Annotated in this window: 13 protein-coding genes; 8 read left to right on the forward strand and 5 right to left on the reverse strand. The window is 41.7% G+C overall.

Features of this window, described 5'->3' with window-relative positions; all coding sequences use genetic code 11:
• Nucleotides 1–384: 384 nt before the first annotated feature.
• Nucleotides 385–1,383, forward strand: a complete 999-nt coding sequence (locus BLW59_RS15210) for a hypothetical protein (RefSeq protein WP_139283715.1) — start codon at nt 385–387, stop codon at nt 1,381–1,383.
• Between the two features lie 69 nt (nt 1,384–1,452).
• Here the strand turns inward: BLW59_RS15210 and BLW59_RS15215 are convergent, their stop codons facing one another.
• Genes BLW59_RS15215 through BLW59_RS15230 form a run of 4 tightly spaced genes read right to left on the reverse strand, consistent with a single transcriptional unit; the run spans nt 1,453 to nt 6,397 of the window.
• Nucleotides 1,453–2,028 carry an HD domain-containing protein gene (locus tag BLW59_RS15215; RefSeq protein ID WP_074698458.1) on the reverse strand — a complete coding sequence of 192 codons (576 nt, stop codon included), beginning with the start codon at nt 2,026–2,028 and terminating at the stop codon, nt 1,453–1,455.
• Between the two features lie 25 nt (nt 2,029–2,053).
• The gene (locus BLW59_RS15220) at nt 2,054–3,538 is read right to left on the reverse strand and encodes a DUF2779 domain-containing protein (protein ID WP_074698467.1); all 1,485 of its coding nucleotides are present in this window, start codon (nt 3,536–3,538) and stop codon (nt 2,054–2,056) included.
• Between the two features lie 20 nt (nt 3,539–3,558).
• A complete protein-coding gene (locus BLW59_RS15225; RefSeq protein WP_074698459.1) occupies nt 3,559–4,236 on the reverse strand; it encodes a metallophosphoesterase family protein in 678 nt (225 codons plus the stop codon).
• Nucleotides 4,237–4,246: 10 nt separating this feature from the next.
• Nucleotides 4,247–6,397: an AAA family ATPase gene (locus BLW59_RS15230; protein WP_074698460.1), complete on the reverse strand. Its 2,151-nt coding sequence runs from the start codon at nt 6,395–6,397 to the stop codon at nt 4,247–4,249.
• Nucleotides 6,398–6,657: 260 nt separating this feature from the next.
• Here BLW59_RS15230 and BLW59_RS15235 point away from each other — a divergent pair, with 260 nt between their 5' ends.
• Nucleotides 6,658–7,242 (forward strand): hypothetical protein, encoded by a 585-nt coding sequence (locus tag BLW59_RS15235; protein WP_074698461.1) that lies wholly within the window; start codon nt 6,658–6,660, stop codon nt 7,240–7,242.
• Between the two features lie 269 nt (nt 7,243–7,511).
• Here BLW59_RS15235 and BLW59_RS17195 read toward each other — a convergent pair whose 3' ends face one another.
• Nucleotides 7,512–10,262 carry an AAA family ATPase gene (locus BLW59_RS17195; protein WP_081348570.1) on the reverse strand — a complete coding sequence of 917 codons (2,751 nt, stop codon included), beginning with the start codon at nt 10,260–10,262 and terminating at the stop codon, nt 7,512–7,514.
• 224 nt (nt 10,263–10,486) lie between these two features.
• On the opposite strand from BLW59_RS17195, the gene BLW59_RS15255 reads away from it, so the two are divergent.
• The 6 genes from BLW59_RS15255 to BLW59_RS15280 form a co-directional block, all read left to right on the forward strand.
• Nucleotides 10,487–12,511, forward strand: coding sequence for a hypothetical protein (locus tag BLW59_RS15255; RefSeq protein ID WP_074698462.1), 2,025 nt, complete (start codon nt 10,487–10,489; stop codon nt 12,509–12,511).
• Between the two features lie 15 nt (nt 12,512–12,526).
• The gene (locus BLW59_RS15260) at nt 12,527–13,390 is read left to right on the forward strand and encodes a hypothetical protein (protein ID WP_074698463.1); all 864 of its coding nucleotides are present in this window, start codon (nt 12,527–12,529) and stop codon (nt 13,388–13,390) included.
• Nucleotides 13,391–13,407: 17 nt separating this feature from the next.
• Nucleotides 13,408–15,429 carry a hypothetical protein gene (locus BLW59_RS15265; protein ID WP_074698464.1) on the forward strand — a complete coding sequence of 674 codons (2,022 nt, stop codon included), beginning with the start codon at nt 13,408–13,410 and terminating at the stop codon, nt 15,427–15,429.
• Between the two features lie 74 nt (nt 15,430–15,503).
• A complete protein-coding gene (locus BLW59_RS15270; RefSeq protein WP_074698465.1) occupies nt 15,504–16,907 on the forward strand; it encodes a helix-turn-helix transcriptional regulator in 1,404 nt (467 codons plus the stop codon).
• Nucleotides 16,908–17,024: 117 nt separating this feature from the next.
• Entirely contained in the window at nt 17,025–18,230 is a 1,206-nt protein-coding gene (locus BLW59_RS15275) for a hypothetical protein (protein WP_074698466.1), read from the forward strand.
• Nucleotides 18,231–18,368: 138 nt separating this feature from the next.
• The coding region (locus BLW59_RS15280) for a transposase (protein WP_175463474.1) at nt 18,369–18,645 on the forward strand (277 nt) is incomplete at its 3' end.

Genomic DNA, 18,645 nt, shown 5'->3' on the forward strand with positions numbered 1-18,645 from the left:
AGGTGACGAAATCCAAGTCCGTATTTCCGACAGATGACAGCTTGCTGAAAATGCTCTACCTTGCCATGATGGACATAACGAAGAAATGGACAGGCCGCCGCCAGGATTGGAGCATTATCCATGCCCAGCTGGCCGTCTATTATGAAGACAGGCTTCCGGAATAAAAAATCTGCACGTTCAAGGATTTCTTGACGTGCAGAGAGAAATATGGTTGGTATTAGTGACAAGGGCTTAAACCTCTTGTTTTAATAACAATTTTACATCACGATATGGAGTTTACACAGAATTTGGGACAGCCTCGTTAAGGCTGATGTCTTTATTGCTATGCGTGGGTTCAATATTTACCAGCATCCTTCTCAGGGTGAGTGTTATGGCTATTGGACAATGAAAAAGAATGCACCATCAAATACTATACAATATATCCATAAATATCTCAGTGTATCACACACTTGGGAGAAGGATGCAAGTGATGGCCGTGTTCGTATCGTGCCTCATTTACGATTCTGGCGGGAATATGAAAAGAATGAACCCCTGTCTAAAAATAATGAATTGGCTAAAAAATGCTCTGAGGAAAAAATCCCACCACCTGTTACTATAGAAGATATACAAGAAAATAACCAGATTGATTATGCCTATACTAAAAATGATTATCAAATCTATGAAAAAAGGATAAACAGCTATAATTTCCGTTTGATTTCTTCCCGTGAAACCTTTAAAAATATCACCAATTCTATGCCAACTGGCAATTTCGTAGAAAATGAAAATCCTTTTGACGGAGCCACAGCCTTAGTAGCAGTAGAGCATCAGGGGCGTTACCTGCTTACACTGATATTATCTGGTGCAAAAGTAAAAAAAGAATATGGTGCATATTTTATTCCCAGTCTACTGAAAGCGGTAAAACTGTATGTTGTAACAGATTGTTGGGCAAAGTTAGTAGGTATTGATAAAAGCTACCTTTCGAGCAAGGAATACGAAAGCATAAAAGACTACCTTGTTGTAAATAAACCATCTTTAAATAAACGGCCTGCCCTTAAAGACCTGTTGATGCTCCCTGAAAAAGATGTAAAGCCAGGGTATTATCTTGACTTGCATTTGAGCCTGTCAGCAGCTAGAATACCAAAGAGACACACTGCATCATATGGTGAAATCCATGATGATAAGCACCGTTTGACGAAAGCGCTTCCTTTTGCCAAACGTCTCTTTGCCGCTGCCTGGGGTGGAAATTCAGAAGCACAATATGTTATGTATTTGCTTTACGATACAAATTCCTGTTTCACCAATACAAATTCTCGCAAGTCTCAATACTGGCTTAGAGAAGCTATTAAGAATGGCTGGAAGCCATTTGAAAAAATACGATTAGACAATTCAAGACTTTTTAATTAAAACAAGCGAGCCGGTTGTAATTTGCAATTTTGCAAATTACAGATTGGCTCGCTTATTATAGTTTAGAATTCAGACATCTTTTTCCACAATGAACCCGCTCCAGCTATCGGCATATTGAAGAAGCAGAGTGAGCTTTTCCTCCTTGTTGGCTACGCTGCGATTATCCTCAACATACTGACCATCGTGGTAGACAATGGCCTGTGCTTCCGTCTCTGTCAAAGGAAAACGACTGGCAACCAAATACAAGCTTCTGATGGGGACACTTAGATACAGCAATTCCTTATTGAAGCGGTACGGGGTAGTGGCAGGGAACCCTGCAGCTTTCTGCTTGGCAGTCGGCTCATTCTTAATGTACTGGGGCTGTCCCGGCATCCCAGCCTTGCCCAGGTCATGCAGCAAGGCCACAATCACACAGCTTTCATCGCTTATCTCCGGGGCCAAGACCGCCTTGAGTTTCAACAGGTGTTCTGCCACATTGACACAATGCTCCAGCAGTCCTTGTTCCCGACAAAGATGAAATTTTGTAGATGCCGGTGCCGTAAGATATGAGGTCTCATCTTCAATGTACTTCATAAGGTCAGCAAATTCCTCTTTTCGGACACTTACCTTGTCCTTCAAAGCTTGATAACGCTCCATCAATTCCATATGTGATTCCTCTCAGTTCAAAAGGTCAAAATTCTTGCTGTACAACTTCCTGCAGTTTCTGCCATATTTTCACCATGGCTAAGGTATCAAGTTTGCAGTATTGTAGAAGCTGCTTCCGATGTATCTCGCGCTCGCTTTCAGACATGATGGCCATGCGTAGGAAGGTCTGCGAGGCATCTTCTCCATTTTGCACACCTTCCAAATTCTTATAATCAAAATCTGGGTCATTGGGGAAAAGCGCTGGCAGGACGTATTTGATGGAATATGAGCCGTGCATGGCAGCGGTGTAATATTCCCTGTTCTTGAAAATAGTCATCAAGTCTTGGATATTGTCATGTATTTCCATCAACCTAGACCGAAGGTCTGGATATAGCTCCGCAAGATTTTTGATGCACCCCTGTTCGAAAACCATATTATATGCCAGAACACAGGAATCAGATGGTATATCTTCGCACAGTCGTTCTGCCGCTTTGCGCCTTGGGTCTTCATCTGGAGAGGCCAGAAATTCTTTATGGCGGAGTTCTCCCCCTTTTGTCTGTATGTAATGGAGCGAATACTGAAATACAAGTCTGTCATAAGGCCTGGAATTATCATAAATAGGTACGGCTGGACTAAATGTCTCAAAATCAAGGAAGTATAACGGATAATTTAGCCCTTCTAAGAAGTGAAGAATCGCTGTTTTATCTATGTAGGGAGGCAAAGATTTCACTTCATGCTCTATTGGCATCTTATGCTTATCATCCAATTCTTTAGCAGTCAAAATGTCTTCAAATGAAATCAATCCTTTGTAATAAAGTTTGAATTTAGTCTTTTCCTGAACCCTATGTATATCAAAACAGTTAGGCCTTGGGAGATTTCTCGTACAATAAGCCCAGAACCCACATTTATAGGGTGTGCTGCATTGGTATCCTATATCGTCAATAGGTTCATTTTCCTGCTTCATATATTCGTCAAACCGATGGATATTTTTTTCTACATAATTAAGTGAATTCATCACACTATCGGTCATATCATTGAAATTGAAGAGTTTTTGCAAATCAAGTTCACCATGTCTGACATAACTGCTATCAAGGTTTACCAAACAAGCACGGCGCACATGATACCCCAGTCTATCCAGAATATAGCATTGGAATGAAATATCGTGAAAATATATGTCGTTTAGTTTTGTAGAACTTTTCACCTCATAGATTTCGACATTTTTATCACCGAGGTTCCTGAGTATATCCACTCTACAGAACAAGCCTTCAAAAGAAAAGGAAGCTTCACATATATTGGGAACTTCATCTGCCATCATTTTATCCGTGGTCGCAATCATTTCCGGATAATTACCGTAAGGTACTTCTTCATATTCTCCAAAAAGAGATTTTGCGTAGTTTCCTACTTCATTTCCTGTATCATATACGGACTGTTTGACAGTGGATTGGTCAAAGGCGTCGGGGTTATTCTTGTGCAGCCAGAGCATCTTTGGACACTGGACACCACAACAATACTTGGTTTTTGACAAATTCATATACTTCGCTCCCTTCATCGTTACTGCTCATCATTTCTATCCTTGCTTTGCCAAATCCTACCACTTAGAACATCAACACAAGAAATATGTCCCTTAACAAGGTAGGAACCAGTATCTACCAAAATCATATTTCTGCGGTATATGGGTCTTGTGGCACCTGGAATAATATGACTGACAGGTGTATGTCCAGAAACAATGATGTCCTTGCCTTGATAAAACTCATAGTATTCCTCTCTAGCCCAGAGCAGTGTATCTTCATCCTGTTCATCCAATGGCTGGTTAGGGTTGATGCCAGCGTGGCAGAAAAAGAAACTCTTCCCCCCTGCCGAGATTTGGAAGTGCAGGGGGAGGCTTTTGACAAAGGTGAGGCACTTATCCTGTACTTCACTGCTTTGTTTCATCAAAGCACGGCGGGTGGCATCTCCCCCATTCCACAGCCATATATCCCGTTTTCCCTCGGATTCGTAATAGTTTATCATCATCTGCTCATGGTTGCCCCGCAGCATGATGATATTTTCCTCAGTCCTATGCTCGTACATCCAATCAAGCACATAAAGGGATTTGCGTCCTCGGTCAATATAATCGCCCAGGAAGATAAGCAAGTCCCTTTCTGGCTGAAAATCTATCTGCCCGTAAAGGGACTTGAATCTGTCCCATTGCCCATGTATATCGCCTATGACCAGTATTCGTTCGTACATTTAAGCCTCCTTACATCCCATAGGAATCATCACAGGCATATAGGGTTTGGAAGCCCATAAGTGTTTTTGGCTTCTCTGTAGAAATGCTGACCTTCTGAAAATCGTCCATAGTAAGGCAGTATGCCTTCTGTCGGGTGACCTTCTGCCCTGTGCTCATAAGTCTCTCTGCCTGACGCAGGATAGCAGCATCCAGTAAATTCCGCACATAGCGGCCATTGCCGAAGTTCATTTCCCGCACCACATCTTGGAAAAAAACGCGACATTTCCTACGGATGCCTTTATTCAAGCGATATCCTCGCTCTTTGGCCATCACGCACAGAATTTCATCCAGCTCATTGACATCATAATCAGGAAAATCTACATAGAAGGCAATGCGGCTGCGAAGGCCAGAGTTGCTGTCGATGAAATCCCTCATCATGTCGGGATAGCCCGCGAATATGACCAGCACATCATCACGGTGGTTTTCCATTTCTTGCACTATGGTGTTGATGGCCTCAGTTCCAAAGGTGTTGGAGCTATCCAGCAGAGAGTATGCTTCATCAATAAAGAGGATGCCGCCGGAAGCTTCTTTGAATTTTTCTTTCACATTCTTGGCCGTCCAACCTACATATTTGCCCACCAAATCGCTTCTGCCACACTCTATAAAGGCCCCGGTTGAAGAAATCTTTTCCTCCTTCATGATTCCGGCAAGCAGGCGAGCCACTGTAGTCTTGGCGCTACCAGGATTGCCAGCGAAGACCATGTGGAGCGGTATATGATTTCCCTTCATGTTGAGCTCCAGACGGAGCTGCTTCATCTTGTGGGCTGCCAGGATACGCTCCAGTAGTGATTTGATATTATCAAGTCCCACCATCTGCCGAAGCTGCCGAGAAGCCATCTTCTCCTCTTCCGTGGACTTATCTTCGGCCAGCTCCACTTCGTTCTTCAGAGAGCTGTATGATGGGAAATAATCCCTGTGCAGACGTTTCCTGCATAGGTGCTCAAATATCTTTTCAGCCCTGCTAGGAGTGTAATTCCTTTCCTCCAAAGCTTCCTCCATATCTTCATCAGCAAAGTCTGGCATTTTCTTTTCTACTGTCATGTGATGCAGGTAAGCACGCACATCTGCTTCGTTCCCTTCCCCTTCCTGCAAGACAACGATATCAAGAGCCTCAGACACTTCACGCAGGAATTTCTGTACCAGCTTATCTCTCTGCTCGGAAATCTCCACAAAGATAAAGAGCGTATCACGATTGTTCCTTATGGCCTCATCCAATAGAAATTTGTTGAATTCCAGTTCCTCATTGGCCTGATGTAAGGTGCGGCTTCCCGTGGATGGGTCTTTGCAGGAAAGTTCTATGGCCACGGTGGAATATCCTGCCGGAGCCAGCATCCCTTTCATGTATCTAGCCCTGTTGCAGTTTGTCTCAAAGTCACAGAAGTATGCCATACGCTTGCTAAGCAGTCTGCCGTTAGCGTAAAGACCACCTACCAGAACATCAATAATTTCCTGAGCTACACGCCTGCTGGAGGCTCGAACGAAGTAATGAACAGGATGCTCTACGAAACAGCGATGGTTTCCGCTGTGGTAGATACGTTCCATTTCTTTTTTCAGAGTGCTATGCCCCATGATTTCCTTTACATGCTTTAATGCAGCCTTTTTAGAGGGGAAAAATGCTTTGACTAGGGACTCATCCATGCGGCACTCATCCCTGCGGCGGGTAGGCTCAACCTGTTCTTTTACGGCTATAAGCCCCAAAATGGAGAAGACACGATAGGCATTCCTTAGCATGTTGTTGTTCTCTCCTGCCAGTAGAGCATTGCAACACTCTGACAGCGTTATCTCCTGAAAATCCGTCACCCTGCATGCAGTGATGGACACTTCCATCGCATTCAGACAATTTTCGATGTCCTTTTCCACTTCTCCGGCCGTCAGCATACGTTTTTTGCTTACAGCTACCAGCATCATCTCCTGGTCTTTGCCCTGACAGGCAAAAACAGCCACCGGCGCAGTATCACAGTCACGTCCCATGCGCTGATTGAAGTCAGTCCAATCCAAGGCAGCAACATATTTTTCACGCTCCACCCTGCCCAATTTCGTGCCCCTGCCCAACCTTGACGGCACTTCCGCCAGTTCTTCGCGCACAACAGTGAGAAACAGATTCAATTTATATGTCAGCATCACCCAGCACCTCCTGTCTTTTGCCCAGCTAAATCTTAGCATGAAAAAATGGTGCACTGAGAAGGAATTTTTCCTGTACTGTCAAATATGATAGTACAGGAAAATTCATGGCATTATTTGTGCACCATTGTGCTAATATGTAGCTATAGGAAGATTTGAAAAGTTTCCTGAAATGCTGGTAAGGTAAAACAAAAGGAAGAAATTTCAATTGTTACAACTCTTTTTCCTGTGAGAAATTCTAAGAAAGGAGCATTATTGTTGTGCTGAGAGATATAGAAAAAGACAAATTAGAAAATGGAATGTATATTCGTTTTTGTTTATGTACCGAAGACGATTTCGACACAAAAAAAATTGCCAAAGAACTCCTCACCATCGAAAATGTTAAGTATTCAGAGGCTATTAACTCAAAAGTAATAATATTTATTATTTATGTAGAAGACCCTTACGCTCCACCAAAAACATTCGAAAAAGTAAGAAATAAGAGAGCTATGCAAAATAGATATGCACAAGAACTTATATGTAGTGATAAAGTTAAGCAACTTAAATTGTTTATGGAAAAACATCCTATTGATAAATATTATATTTACTACACTACTACTAATTGGGGTTCCTATCTTGTAGGCTTTTCTGGGCGTATAGAGTATAAAAAGAATTCCAGTCCTCAAGAATTTAAATCAGAAATCAATATCTTATACAAAAAAGATTATTGTGACATAAGAACCCTCAGAAAGATTAATGAGTGGGATTTAAGAGAAATAAAAGAAACTGAGCCATTTAAGTATTCTTTCTTGTCACATTTGTGGCGATATGTTGCTCTAAATGCAGATGAACTAAAATCGATATAGCGATAGATGAGAGTAGTAAACGGTAATAGGGGTAGCAAATCTAAGTTGTTATAGTAAACGTCTAAACTAATAACAACCTATAAATCACACAGATTGTTAGTTCTCCATATGACCAATCAACAATCTGTTATCTGTTCTGACGTTTACTATAGGAGACTGTGAAGCTTTTCTGTAAATAAGGTCTTCTACGGTAGTTAATGGTTAGCTAGTACCATGAGAGCCTTACTGGCCGTAAAAGTAAAACCCCCGGCTATGCCGGGGGATATTTATTAATGCACATCCTCTATCTCTACTTCCCTAACATCCGCCAAAGATATATGTTGCAATTCATCCTTTGTGGCAGCATCACCTAGTTCCTCCAGTCTGTTTACCTGGCATGCCAATACCTTCTCATAGAAATTCCTGACAAAACGGCCATTTCCGAAATATTTGTCACGATTATTGTACTGTTGTGTAAATAGATTAATGATGTACTCTGTAGTAGACTTATCAATATGATAGTCCTCTTGGTGGCATTGGTATAGGAATATCTCTGTCAATTCTTTAGGCGTGTAGTCTACAAAATGGATGATTTTGTTAAAACGAGAAGGCAGACCGGGATTTGACTCTAAGAAAGTGTTCATTTCCTGAGGATACCCGGCCACAATTACCACCAAATCATCACGGTGGTCCTCCATTTCCTTCAATAGCGTATCAATAGCTTCCGTGCCATAATCATTATCACCTTTACCAGCTAAAGAGTATGCTTCATCTATAAACAATATCCCACCAAGAGCATTCGCTATGACTTCTTGGACTTTTATTGCAGTCTGACCAACATAGCCGCCTATTAATCCTGACCGCTGAGTTTCTACAAAATGTCCTTTGGACAGAATTCCTAAATGGTGATATATCTTGCCTAGAAGCCTTGCTACGGTTGTCTTACCCGTTCCAGGATTACCCGTGAATACCAAATGCATCGACATGGGCTTAGATTTTAATCCCATTTTTTCGCGCCGCTTTTTGTTGTTTATTAAGTTGATAAGTGTCTTCACTTCTTCTTTTACACCGGATAAACCAATAAGACTATTTAATTGTTTTACAAGTTCATCTAACTCTTCCTCTCCTTCATTTACAATGTGATTAACATCTTTTTTAATATTAATTTTCTTTTCTTCTATTTTAAGATTGTAACTGGATATAGAATCATTCTTTCTCTCTTTTTCAATATATGTTTTTATCATTTGTATATATTTACTATGTATTATAAACTCTTTCCTACTTATATCACCATCAACTTTTGTAAGTAAATATCCCATGTCATTATATAAGTTATAAATAAGCTCCGTAAATTTTGGAGACATATTTAATCCCATCTCGTCCAACACGTTATCAAGTGCTATAGCGAAAGGTATTACATCTGGAATTTTGCTAAAATATTCTTCTGGGCTAGAAAGTTTATTTAAATGTCCTTTCACCGATTCTGGCGAAGCGCTAGAAACATCTATGCATTTGCCAAGTATATAGCATTCATCCCAACTAATCTCACCATCTGCATCAGCTAAAAACATTAAATACTCTGTGATGTTCAATCCAAGGAGATTACGAAAGTGGAAATTAACCTTAAAACGTTCATCCGCTCTAATTTTCTCCTCAACAGCATCCAGTAAGTTTTTAACCTCTTTGAATAATTCAATATGACTATTAATCTCCGAATCATTAACTGACACTTTTCTTTCTCCTTGGTAAAATAGTTTTGATATTTTTCTATCACCCTGCATAGAATTAGGTTCCAATTCATCAATTCTATTTTTTAGTCTTTCCCAACTTTCTAAATCCAAAGTTTCGTCTTTATTCATATATAGTATTCTAGTTTCATTTAAAAACTTTTTGGCATCGTCAATTCTCTTAATATCATTATCTTTATCAACATAAGCTAATCCTAATTTTAATTTAGCATTAGGGGGTACTTCATCGCTATTTACGACTTTTTCTAACCAATAGATGGCTTTTTCTACATCTTTCTCACATTTATCTATCCCATTTAAATAACGATTTCCTATGTTAAAACATGCATTTATTGCACCAAGATTCGCAGCCTTTTCAACATAGTTCCACCCTTTCTCTTTTTGATTAGCAATCAAATATTGGATACCTAATAATTGGCATGCTTCTCCGTTGTTATTGTCTGCAGCATTTTTCAATAATTGCATACCTTTTTCATAATCACATTCATCACCCATTCCATATAAGTAACCTTCTCCTACATAAAAAGCTACATCATCATTGCCACCTTCAAATGATTGCTTAAACCATTTGAATGCTTTATTTTTTTCGCCTATAGAATAATATAACTCTCCTATTCGTGCTTGTACCTTAACATTTGGTTTTACAGAATTATATCCTATAAGCAGTCCTACAGCTTTTTCGATATTTTTTTCAATGCCTTTTCCACTAGCGTAGCATTCACCAAGTAAGCGATAGGCTACGATGCATTTTTTATCAACAGCCATACTAGCGTACTGAAAAGCACTATTATAATTGCCTTTTTTCCAAAAATAAATTGCAAGGTCATGCATTGCTTTCCAATATCCTGACTCTGCTGCCCTAACGTTCCATAAATAGGAATCGTCATTTTTGGATACTATAGCCATTTCATTCATTGCAAAAATATTTCCATTATCTGCAAGAGATTTTACTGAACTAATTATCGAATCTATATTGAACTGTATATTTTCACCTAGGGCATATAAATGTGCTAAGCATAGTATATCTCCTAAATCCGCCCCATTATGAAAATATTTTTTCGCTTCTGTGATATCGCGTTTTATAGTGCCATATCCTTTTTCATATATGATTCCCAAAAAATATGCAGAACGCTTATCTCCTTTTTTGTATTTCTGCTGAAACTTACTTACAGCATTTGTTATTCTTCCTTCTAAAAATTCTTCTTCTCCAGTTCTATCAAATTTATTGTTATTTGAAGGATTTGAATTAAATGTGTTTTCTAGGAATCCAGCAAATTTGTCTAAATATCCCATTTTTGCTTCCTCCGAATATAATTATAAACCACATAAATGTAGCACACCTATGTATTATACGTTTAATTATATATATATATTAACATATAAATCATTAGAACATGTTCTTATTTTTCTTCCTCTATCATATTTGACATAGGAAGGTTTTTTCCTGCTAAATAAAGAAATATTTATGATATGCTTAGGAAAACAAGAAATTTGAAATGACGAAAGGAGGCTAAGAAATGCAAAGACGTGCATTTTTCTATGACCTGACCAGCGAAAGCTGGAAGGAGTGTATGAACCCAGAATATGTGACGAGCGATATGAATCTGGTGCCGGTGCATCAGATTGTACTCAGGAAGAAATCAGTTTCATCGCCATCTCAGCAGGAGGTGTGGTGTACAGAGCACCATACATATGAAGTAGTAAACAGTATAAACGACATGGAGCTTACCACCAAAGAGGGCTGCAAAATGCAAGGTCTTTTGCAGGGGGGCTTTCATTGGAAAGGTGATGAACTCGCAAAAATACAGGTTTCTCCTATACGCTGGCGGGTTATCTACCATGAGAATATTGGAGCTGTTGCCCTTATTCAAGACATCCCGGAGGTTTGGTGGGGCAGAGTTATAGACAAACGTACAAATGGAGTGGTATGGATTCCTGACCTCAGAGGTTTTCGCACTGAGGAAGTTACCTTTAACTTCCGTGAAGAAAGGATTTATCGGGAAAAGCATTGCCGAAATATTCCAGACTGCGTGGCGGATGCCGCCCTTGCTTATATGATGGAGGCCGCCGAGGCAGAATTTGACCAGCGTCCCAGCTTGCCAGCTAATTTGCGAAATCCCCCCTTTCTGGACGACGGGCGCTTGAAGCTGGAGGCTTTCCTACACAATCCCTTTGACATGAATCTCTATCTTCTCAAACAAGTTTTTGGCTATGGTAATAATGCATCCGTCATATTCTCCAGACAGTCAAATAACGGCTTTACCATGTTATGCAATGAACTCAATCTTGAATCGTCTACTTTTTTGAAAGATAGTTACGCTACAAATCCATATGCCCCGATAATGATTGCTATCCTGCAATCTCTTGGGATAAAACAGCCGCAGCTTATCCAGCCCTTCCTTGCTGAGCCTCAGTTTTTCGGCAATTCTTTCCCCACAGTCTGTAAGAAAGATTTAGAAATCTATGCCGCCAATCATATACAGCAAGAAACTTTCTCCAGAGAATTCTTTGAGGACGATGAGGCAGTAAGGACCATGCTGTTGGCCAGAAGAGGTTATCGGAGCAATGCCAACAAAATACATCTTTCCTTCTATTGCCAGTGGTATCTCTACAAAACCAATGAAGAAGCTCTGGCACATCATCTTTTGAGCTTGCAGAAAACATGGGAGCCGTATTATTGGCACTTTCTTAAAAGCTTTTACAACTATTATCCGGATATTCCAGCAGATATTCGTCAGAGGATACTTACCGAGGGATGCAGCCTTGAGATGGAAAACGCCATGATTGATGCCATCAATAAGCGTAAGCTCAACTGGCCTGACTTCTTCTATACTGAAATTGAAAAAAATTATGCCTGCAGAATTGGCGATTTTAAATTCAAACTGATAAACACCAGCGAAGAATTCCATTCTATCATGCGGATAATCTTAACCTGCCAACCTCGTATGTTTCCCTCTATCAAGAATGATGGCGTGCTCCGGGTAGCTGTGTTGAAAGAAGGAAGGAACGTTGCCTGTCTGCTGGTACATAAGATTGTCAAAACCATTATCTACAATAGCGGTGGTGGCATATATGACAGTTCCCTGTACAACGCTGACATCAGGACGGCTGTCCTGCGCTGGCTGAAGTGGACAGGACTGTATAAGAAATATGGCCCTTACTACGAATCCGACTACGAAATCCTCGACCAGGAGGTCAAAGCAGAACCAATCAAAGAAACTGGAAAGAATATCCTTTATGAGCTTCTGCATCTGCCTGAGGAAGATATCAGGCCCGGCTACTATCTGCAGCTCAAAGATGCTCTTACCGAAAACAAGATTCTGTATCGCTCGGTGCCCGAAGATAAGGTATTCTTTTCTGAGTATGAATACCTGATGGCCACCTACCCTTATGCTGAGAGAATCTACAAGGCAGCTATAGCAGGAAATGCAGAAGCCCAAAAGGCTCTGGCTATGTGCTACGGCTCATCTGAATACTACTCACTGATAAAGTACAACAAGGAACGCTATGAATACTGGAACAAAAAGTCTTTGGAATCCTGAAAGGAGACAGTTACCATGAAAGACAATATCCTCTGCATCGCTGCAGGTCTGGCACTTCTGGCTGCAGGCACCTTCGGCATCTACTGTTACGAAAGCCACTGGTATCCCGCAATACTGTTTGTTGGTAGCATCCTGCTTTGCCTCCCCTCCGGGGTAGTGAGCCGCTGCTGGCGTGATGAAATAAATGATGACGCTCCCGCAACCCATAAGCTCATTCCCCATGAACCCCTGTTTGTAGCCAGGCTTTTCGTCGGCCTTTCTTACATAGCAAGGAATCAGGGCATCCTGGCTCTGGAGGCGGCGTGTAATGACAAGACGTATAACAACACCATATACAGAGTGGGGAAAAATATGATTATTGATGGCTATGACCCGGAATATACCCGCGACTGTCTTAATAATATGGTAACCCGCCTGAATGAATGTGTCCTTAACCGCATACGCTATATTAAGCAGCTCGCCCTCTCCTTTGTTTTTATCGGCATTGCTTCCGGGCTGGTCGGCACAGTTCCCTTAACCATGCGATATTTTGCCGGAGCAGATATTCCTGCCACCAGCGTACTTGTTCTCCTGTTTGGTACAGTCTGCTCGCTGATACTGGGGATGCTGTTCTACATCCTGATTCCCAACAAAATATATCGGGATGGAAAAAAAATCCAAAAGGTGCAGCGTCAGGTCATCAAAGGATTGATTTCCCTGCAGGAGGGTGATTCCTATAATGCTATCATGCGGAATCAGTACACCTTCCTGTCAGCAGAAGAAGTGGAAATGTTCAAGCAGTCTCCTGTTCCCCTGGAATTCAAGGAGGAAAAATCAACGGTGAATTATGATGAGGCTCTGAGAACAGTACGCAAGGGCATGAGGGACTTTGGCATCTGATACGGAGGAAAATGGCCATGCAGGATGTATTTTTTAAACGTGACCTGGAACATGATACCTGGGTGGAAAGCCATGACACAGAACTGGTCGACAGCAGCTTTTCTCAGGCCCCCATTGTCATAGTGGCAACCCATTATTGCGAGCGCACAGGTGAAGAATGGTGCAAGGCGTGGTGCGATAAGCATCAGGCCTATGAAGATATTGATAAGTATGAAGCCTCTGGGCTTACTACTGTCGAAGGCTGCAAGCTCATCGGCCTGCTTGCTCCCGTACGCATTTCTTCATACCAGAGTGATTACAGTTATGATTCCCCCCATGATTCTCCCTACGTATGCTACCAGATATCCCCCCGCCCCAAAACTGGTGCAGTGCATATCACCTCCAGCAAGGTGACAATCAATTTTGTTTGGCTGAAAAATGAAAAAGAGGATTTCATCGCTATACCCAAGGGATTCTCCAGAGAATCCTTTACTCACACCCTGCGATTGGATGACCCTGAGCAGCCAACATATGCCCCAAACTTTCCGGCTCCGATTATGAAGGCAGTTGTCGAGGCTGTTTACACTGAGGCTACAAGGCTTTACGGAGCTGGTGTCCGGATGGTGCCCCTGCCCCAGGCTACAATGGGCTATGGCCATCTCTGGCGCGATGACCGTTACGAATTGTGGCTGCTGGCACTGCTCCACCGGCCCCTGGATATGAATATCTTCTTTTTCCGCAAGTATTTTGGCCAGGAGAAATTTGACTTGCTTTTCCCCAAGGAACAGCAGGATAATTTTGACATTCTGGCGAAAGAACTTTCCATACCCGCAACAGATGAGATGAGCAGCCTCTATCAGACAAATCCCGCCAGCCTCATTCTCTATCTCCTGCTGCCTGAGCTCGGTATCACTAATGCCAGCCTCATCCAGAATTTTTATCACCTCAGTGCCTTCTGCGGTCAGACCATGGACAAGCACTACTCTGACAACCTTTTCTTTGACCCGCTTCACATCAGACAGGACAAAGAAGATTCCCTTCAGATTGAGTATGAAGACCTGAAATTCTACTGCCTGTGGAGGCTGGAAAATAGCACCCAGGAAGAGCTGGCTGGCTATCTCTTGGAAAAGCAAAAAAATTGGAGGAGCTGGAAATATACCGGCCTTCACTATTTCCGCCAGCACTTTGACAAACTCCCCCCAGACTTGATGCAGGATATCCTGCACCAAGGAATGACCGAAGATATACATGACAGACTCTCAATTCTGCATCAAAATCTGGCGCATCTGGATGAGAATATTCCGTTCACCTCTGCCGACCTTGAGCGAGAGTGCAAGATTAATGATTATACCTTTCGTCTGGTACGTTCCTCCGAACGCTATAAAAGTATTACCCGTGGATATGGATTCCACGGCAGCAGAGGGGATAAAACACATCCCGTATACGTCATCGAGAGAAATGGCAGGTACCTTGCCACGATAGAATTCGAGGATGGCTTTGTCCGATGTTGCAATGTCAGGGATTATAAAGACAGCCTATTGCAGGCAAAATGCCATATAGCTTATATGAAATGGCTCCATCACTTCGATATTGAAGAGAAATATCCTCCGCATATAAATTCATATCATGCCCTGGAGCAGGACTTCACCATCGGTCCAGTAGATGCAGATGCTGAATGGGAACAGATGAGCCTTATTGATTTGTTGGCAGTGCCTAAAGAAAAGATTCGCTCTGGCTACTACCTGTATTTCTACAAGAACCTTATCGAAGCTTCTCTCCTGCGTCCCCGCGGCCCCAAACTGGAAGATGATGAATACGCATATTGGGTTGAGAATTACGCCGTAGCCAAGCCTCTCTTTGAGGCAGCCTTCTCAAACAACCCGGAAGCCCAATATGTCATGAGCCTGCTTTATCGTGACCAGTACTGCAGCTATATCAACCGCCGCCTGGCAGATAAATGGTATAATCTGGCCAGAGAAAACGGTTGGGCGAAAATTGCCCCAGCCCAAAAAGATATTCGTGCCACGGGATTTTCCTTGAACGGCGAATATATCAGATAGTCAAATAGATAGGAGGACGCAAGCACACTATCATAAGGCTTGCGTCCCCAAGTAACACAAAGGAGGCAGTTCCTATGGCAGCAGACAAATCCATTCTGTTCCTGCTCCTGATTGATGCACTTAAAGATACCAATCGCGAACACCCCAAGACCACCAAAGAACTTATTCAGGATGTGGCCGCTGCCTGGCAGGAACTATACCCTGACGAACCTCCCGCCACCATCAGCCCCTCCACTGTGGGACGGCATATCAAGGCCATGAACAAAAGCGGCCTCTACCATATCGCTACCTGTAAAAATGCCAAGGATGGATACTACTGTAACAAATTCACCTTTGAAGCTGCCGAGTTCTCCATCATCGCCCAGGCCCTTTATCGCTCCGTGGCTATCTCCACAGCAGAGACACGCTCCCTTCTACAGAAGTTCCTCAATAACACAGATGACCTGGGTGAAGAGTATCTGGATATCATGATGAAACAAATGCAGCGTACATCCCCACGCCGCAAGCCCACTCGAGCCACCCTGCCTATCATCAATACCATACTTGATGCCATCTGGAAGCAGAAAAAGCTTAGGTTCACCTACTACGAGCACCATGACCGCAACCCGGACAATATGAAGAAACGCTCGGATAAGGAAACAGGAAAGACAATCCAGTATGTGGTTTCTCCCTACTATCTAGTGTGGAACATGGATGAATGCTATCTTATTGCCCACTGTGAGCGCCATGACAGCGCCAGTGGCAAGCATTTAAGCCATTTTAAGGTTTCCCTGATTGCAGAACCGGCAAAACTTGATTATGAACCTGCCTGCTCCATAAGAGATATGAAGGAATACCGTCGCTATACAATCCAACGTACAATCCCTGAGTATAAAGCAGTAGTGGAATATGCCAAAAAGGCATCAACCGAAGATGACAAACATCGCATAAGCAATAGAAAAGCCTTGGTAAAATTTTCGCTAGACCGTTATATGCGGGAAAATCTATTCATGTTCCACGATGATTCCCCTTTAGTAGATATACGCCTTTACTTCCGCAAAAACTTTTTGGGTACTCTTATGGCACAATTTAATCTGGACCGCTATACCATCAAAGCCTACCCTACTGACCGCACCTTCCCTGATGGAGAAAAAGTTATCAGCGCTATCATTACCGTACAGCCTAACGAAGGTCTGTATATGTGGCTGTCACTTCAATGCACCAATGTAATGGTAGTCGAACCGGATAGCATTCGCACTGAACTAAAAAAACGTCTGGAAAGTTCATTGAATGCTATCAAGGCATACGAAAATGGCCCACACGACCCAATTGACCAAGAGCAATTGGAAGAAGACCAGAAGAAGATTGCCTTTGCCGATATGTGGAGAGAGATGATGGATATCCCCTCTGACAAATATCAAGTTAATCCCAAACAAAAGGAAAAATCTGATATGATGCTAAACACCATTTTAGGCATACCACCTGAAAACAAACTATAACATACTCTTGCCTCTATCTCTAAGGATGAAAGAAAGATTTCTAGGAATTGCAGGAATCTCCTAGTGTCTGTCGAAACAAGTACTATAGCATGGTAAGGTTCATAGGAGATGCATATTATGACAAATAATAAAGATAATAAAAAAGACATTTATATTCAGTTACTTGAAGATTTGATACTTGAAGATTTGATAGCAGAAGATATTAGGGATGGAATCGACCCTTATACACCTATCTTACAGAATGCAGAGGAATTAGCTAATGCTGAAGATAAGCCAAAGAAAATAGATACTGCCTTAAAAAATATATGTGCTGCAACAAAAGAACAACTAAAATGCAAGGAAGAAATGTTAGTAGGATGCCCCGATGAAGATGATTTTGGATATATTGAACCATGTCCAATTCAATATACAGGAAATCTCAAGAAGGGCGATAAGTTTGAAAATGTTTTTATGGGATTAAATCCTTTTTTAGAGGATTGGAGAAAGGAACCTAGATTCTTTCCTAAAAACACATCATTTGCTGATTTGGCAAACTATCATCATCCCGATGACATACGCAATATACGCAATGGACGCTCGGCTGATTATTATAGTGGATTTAATAACAACGATGATATATTACATAATAATTACTGGCGTGTTTTAGGACATAAAGAAGGAAAATCGACGAGCCCGTATTACCAAGATATTATTACTCTACACTTGGCTTTATTGAGAGGTACTTCTTCTAAACATATTAAATGGACTGAACTTATAAACCTTATTAAACGCGACAATGAAAAAAACATTACTAAATATTTACTACAGACTCTACAAAAGTACCCTATAGCCAATATTGAAATGATTCCGTTCAAAACCTCACATTATGAATTTGGATGCTTCAGCGACCTACTAACAGGTTCTAATGAACTTTCTAGTAGGTATAGTCGTTATATAAATCATGTCTTCGAATTCATAAATAATCATGCCGCATCAGATGCATACATTTTAATCACCACCAATTTAAAAGGTAGCGACCCATTAACAGATGTATTTAATGTGGTAAGTGAGCAAATAAAAAAAATGGGTGGAAATTGTAACGGAAGATGCTTCCTATATAGTAAGGATAAAAAAACAACAAATTGTTTCACACCAGGGAGTCCTTCTGAAAGAAAGTCTTATCAATTAGCACCTATGTACCTTGCCAACTGGAGTGATAGAACAAGCATATGTCGCAAAATCATAATTACGCCATCAATCTCAAAAGCGTCACCTCACTATACATGGATATTTAACCCCTCATGTAATTGGGTAGACGCTATAAAAAAACACTGGCCAATATAAGTAAGACAATTATGAAGTGAGACAAGCCCCCTAATGGGGGCTTTAATAATGTCACTCCCGTTTCCCGGAGTCTACCCCGGATTTTGTGTAAACCTCCCAAGTGATGTAAAATGGGAACATCACTTGGGAGGTATTTTTATGAGCAGAAAATCACGCACCCCAGAAGAGCAAGCCCGCCGGGAGAAGATTCGGGCACTGCTGCAAGAAAGCAACGTCACCAGCATGGAGGACATTCAGAACTTATTTAAGGAAACTATAGCAGAGTTCATGGAGAATGGCCTTGAAGCAGAGCTGGATGACTCCCTGGGCTATGGTAAGTATGACTACAAGAACAAGGATACGGACAACAGCCGTAACGGCCACAGCCGCAAGAATCTCCGCACCAGCTTTGGCGATGTGGAGATTTCAGTCCCCC

The organism is Selenomonas sp. KH1T6 (genome assembly GCF_900108415.1).
Classification (GTDB): domain Bacteria; phylum Bacillota; class Negativicutes; order Selenomonadales; family Selenomonadaceae; genus Selenomonas_B; species Selenomonas_B ruminantium_A.

Bases quoted from the DNA above. Each gene is read 5' to 3' on its own strand.
- BLW59_RS15210 (WP_139283715.1), top strand. From the start codon at position 385: ATGAAAAAGAATGCACCATCAAATACTATACAATATATCCATAAATAT.
- BLW59_RS15215 (WP_074698458.1), bottom strand. From the start codon at position 2,028: ATGGAATTGATGGAGCGTTATCAAGCTTTGAAGGACAAGGTAAGTGTC.
- BLW59_RS15220 (WP_074698467.1), bottom strand. From the start codon at position 3,538: ATGAATTTGTCAAAAACCAAGTATTGTTGTGGTGTCCAGTGTCCAAAG.
- BLW59_RS15225 (WP_074698459.1), bottom strand. From the start codon at position 4,236: ATGTACGAACGAATACTGGTCATAGGCGATATACATGGGCAATGGGAC.
- BLW59_RS15230 (WP_074698460.1), bottom strand. From the start codon at position 6,397: ATGCTGACATATAAATTGAATCTGTTTCTCACTGTTGTGCGCGAAGAA.
- BLW59_RS17195 (WP_081348570.1), bottom strand. From the start codon at position 10,262: ATGGGATATTTAGACAAATTTGCTGGATTCCTAGAAAACACATTTAAT.
- BLW59_RS15255 (WP_074698462.1), top strand. From the start codon at position 10,487: ATGCAAAGACGTGCATTTTTCTATGACCTGACCAGCGAAAGCTGGAAG.
- BLW59_RS15260 (WP_074698463.1), top strand. From the start codon at position 12,527: ATGAAAGACAATATCCTCTGCATCGCTGCAGGTCTGGCACTTCTGGCT.
- BLW59_RS15265 (WP_074698464.1), top strand. From the start codon at position 13,408: ATGCAGGATGTATTTTTTAAACGTGACCTGGAACATGATACCTGGGTG.
- BLW59_RS15270 (WP_074698465.1), top strand. From the start codon at position 15,504: ATGGCAGCAGACAAATCCATTCTGTTCCTGCTCCTGATTGATGCACTT.
- BLW59_RS15275 (WP_074698466.1), top strand. From the start codon at position 17,025: ATGACAAATAATAAAGATAATAAAAAAGACATTTATATTCAGTTACTT.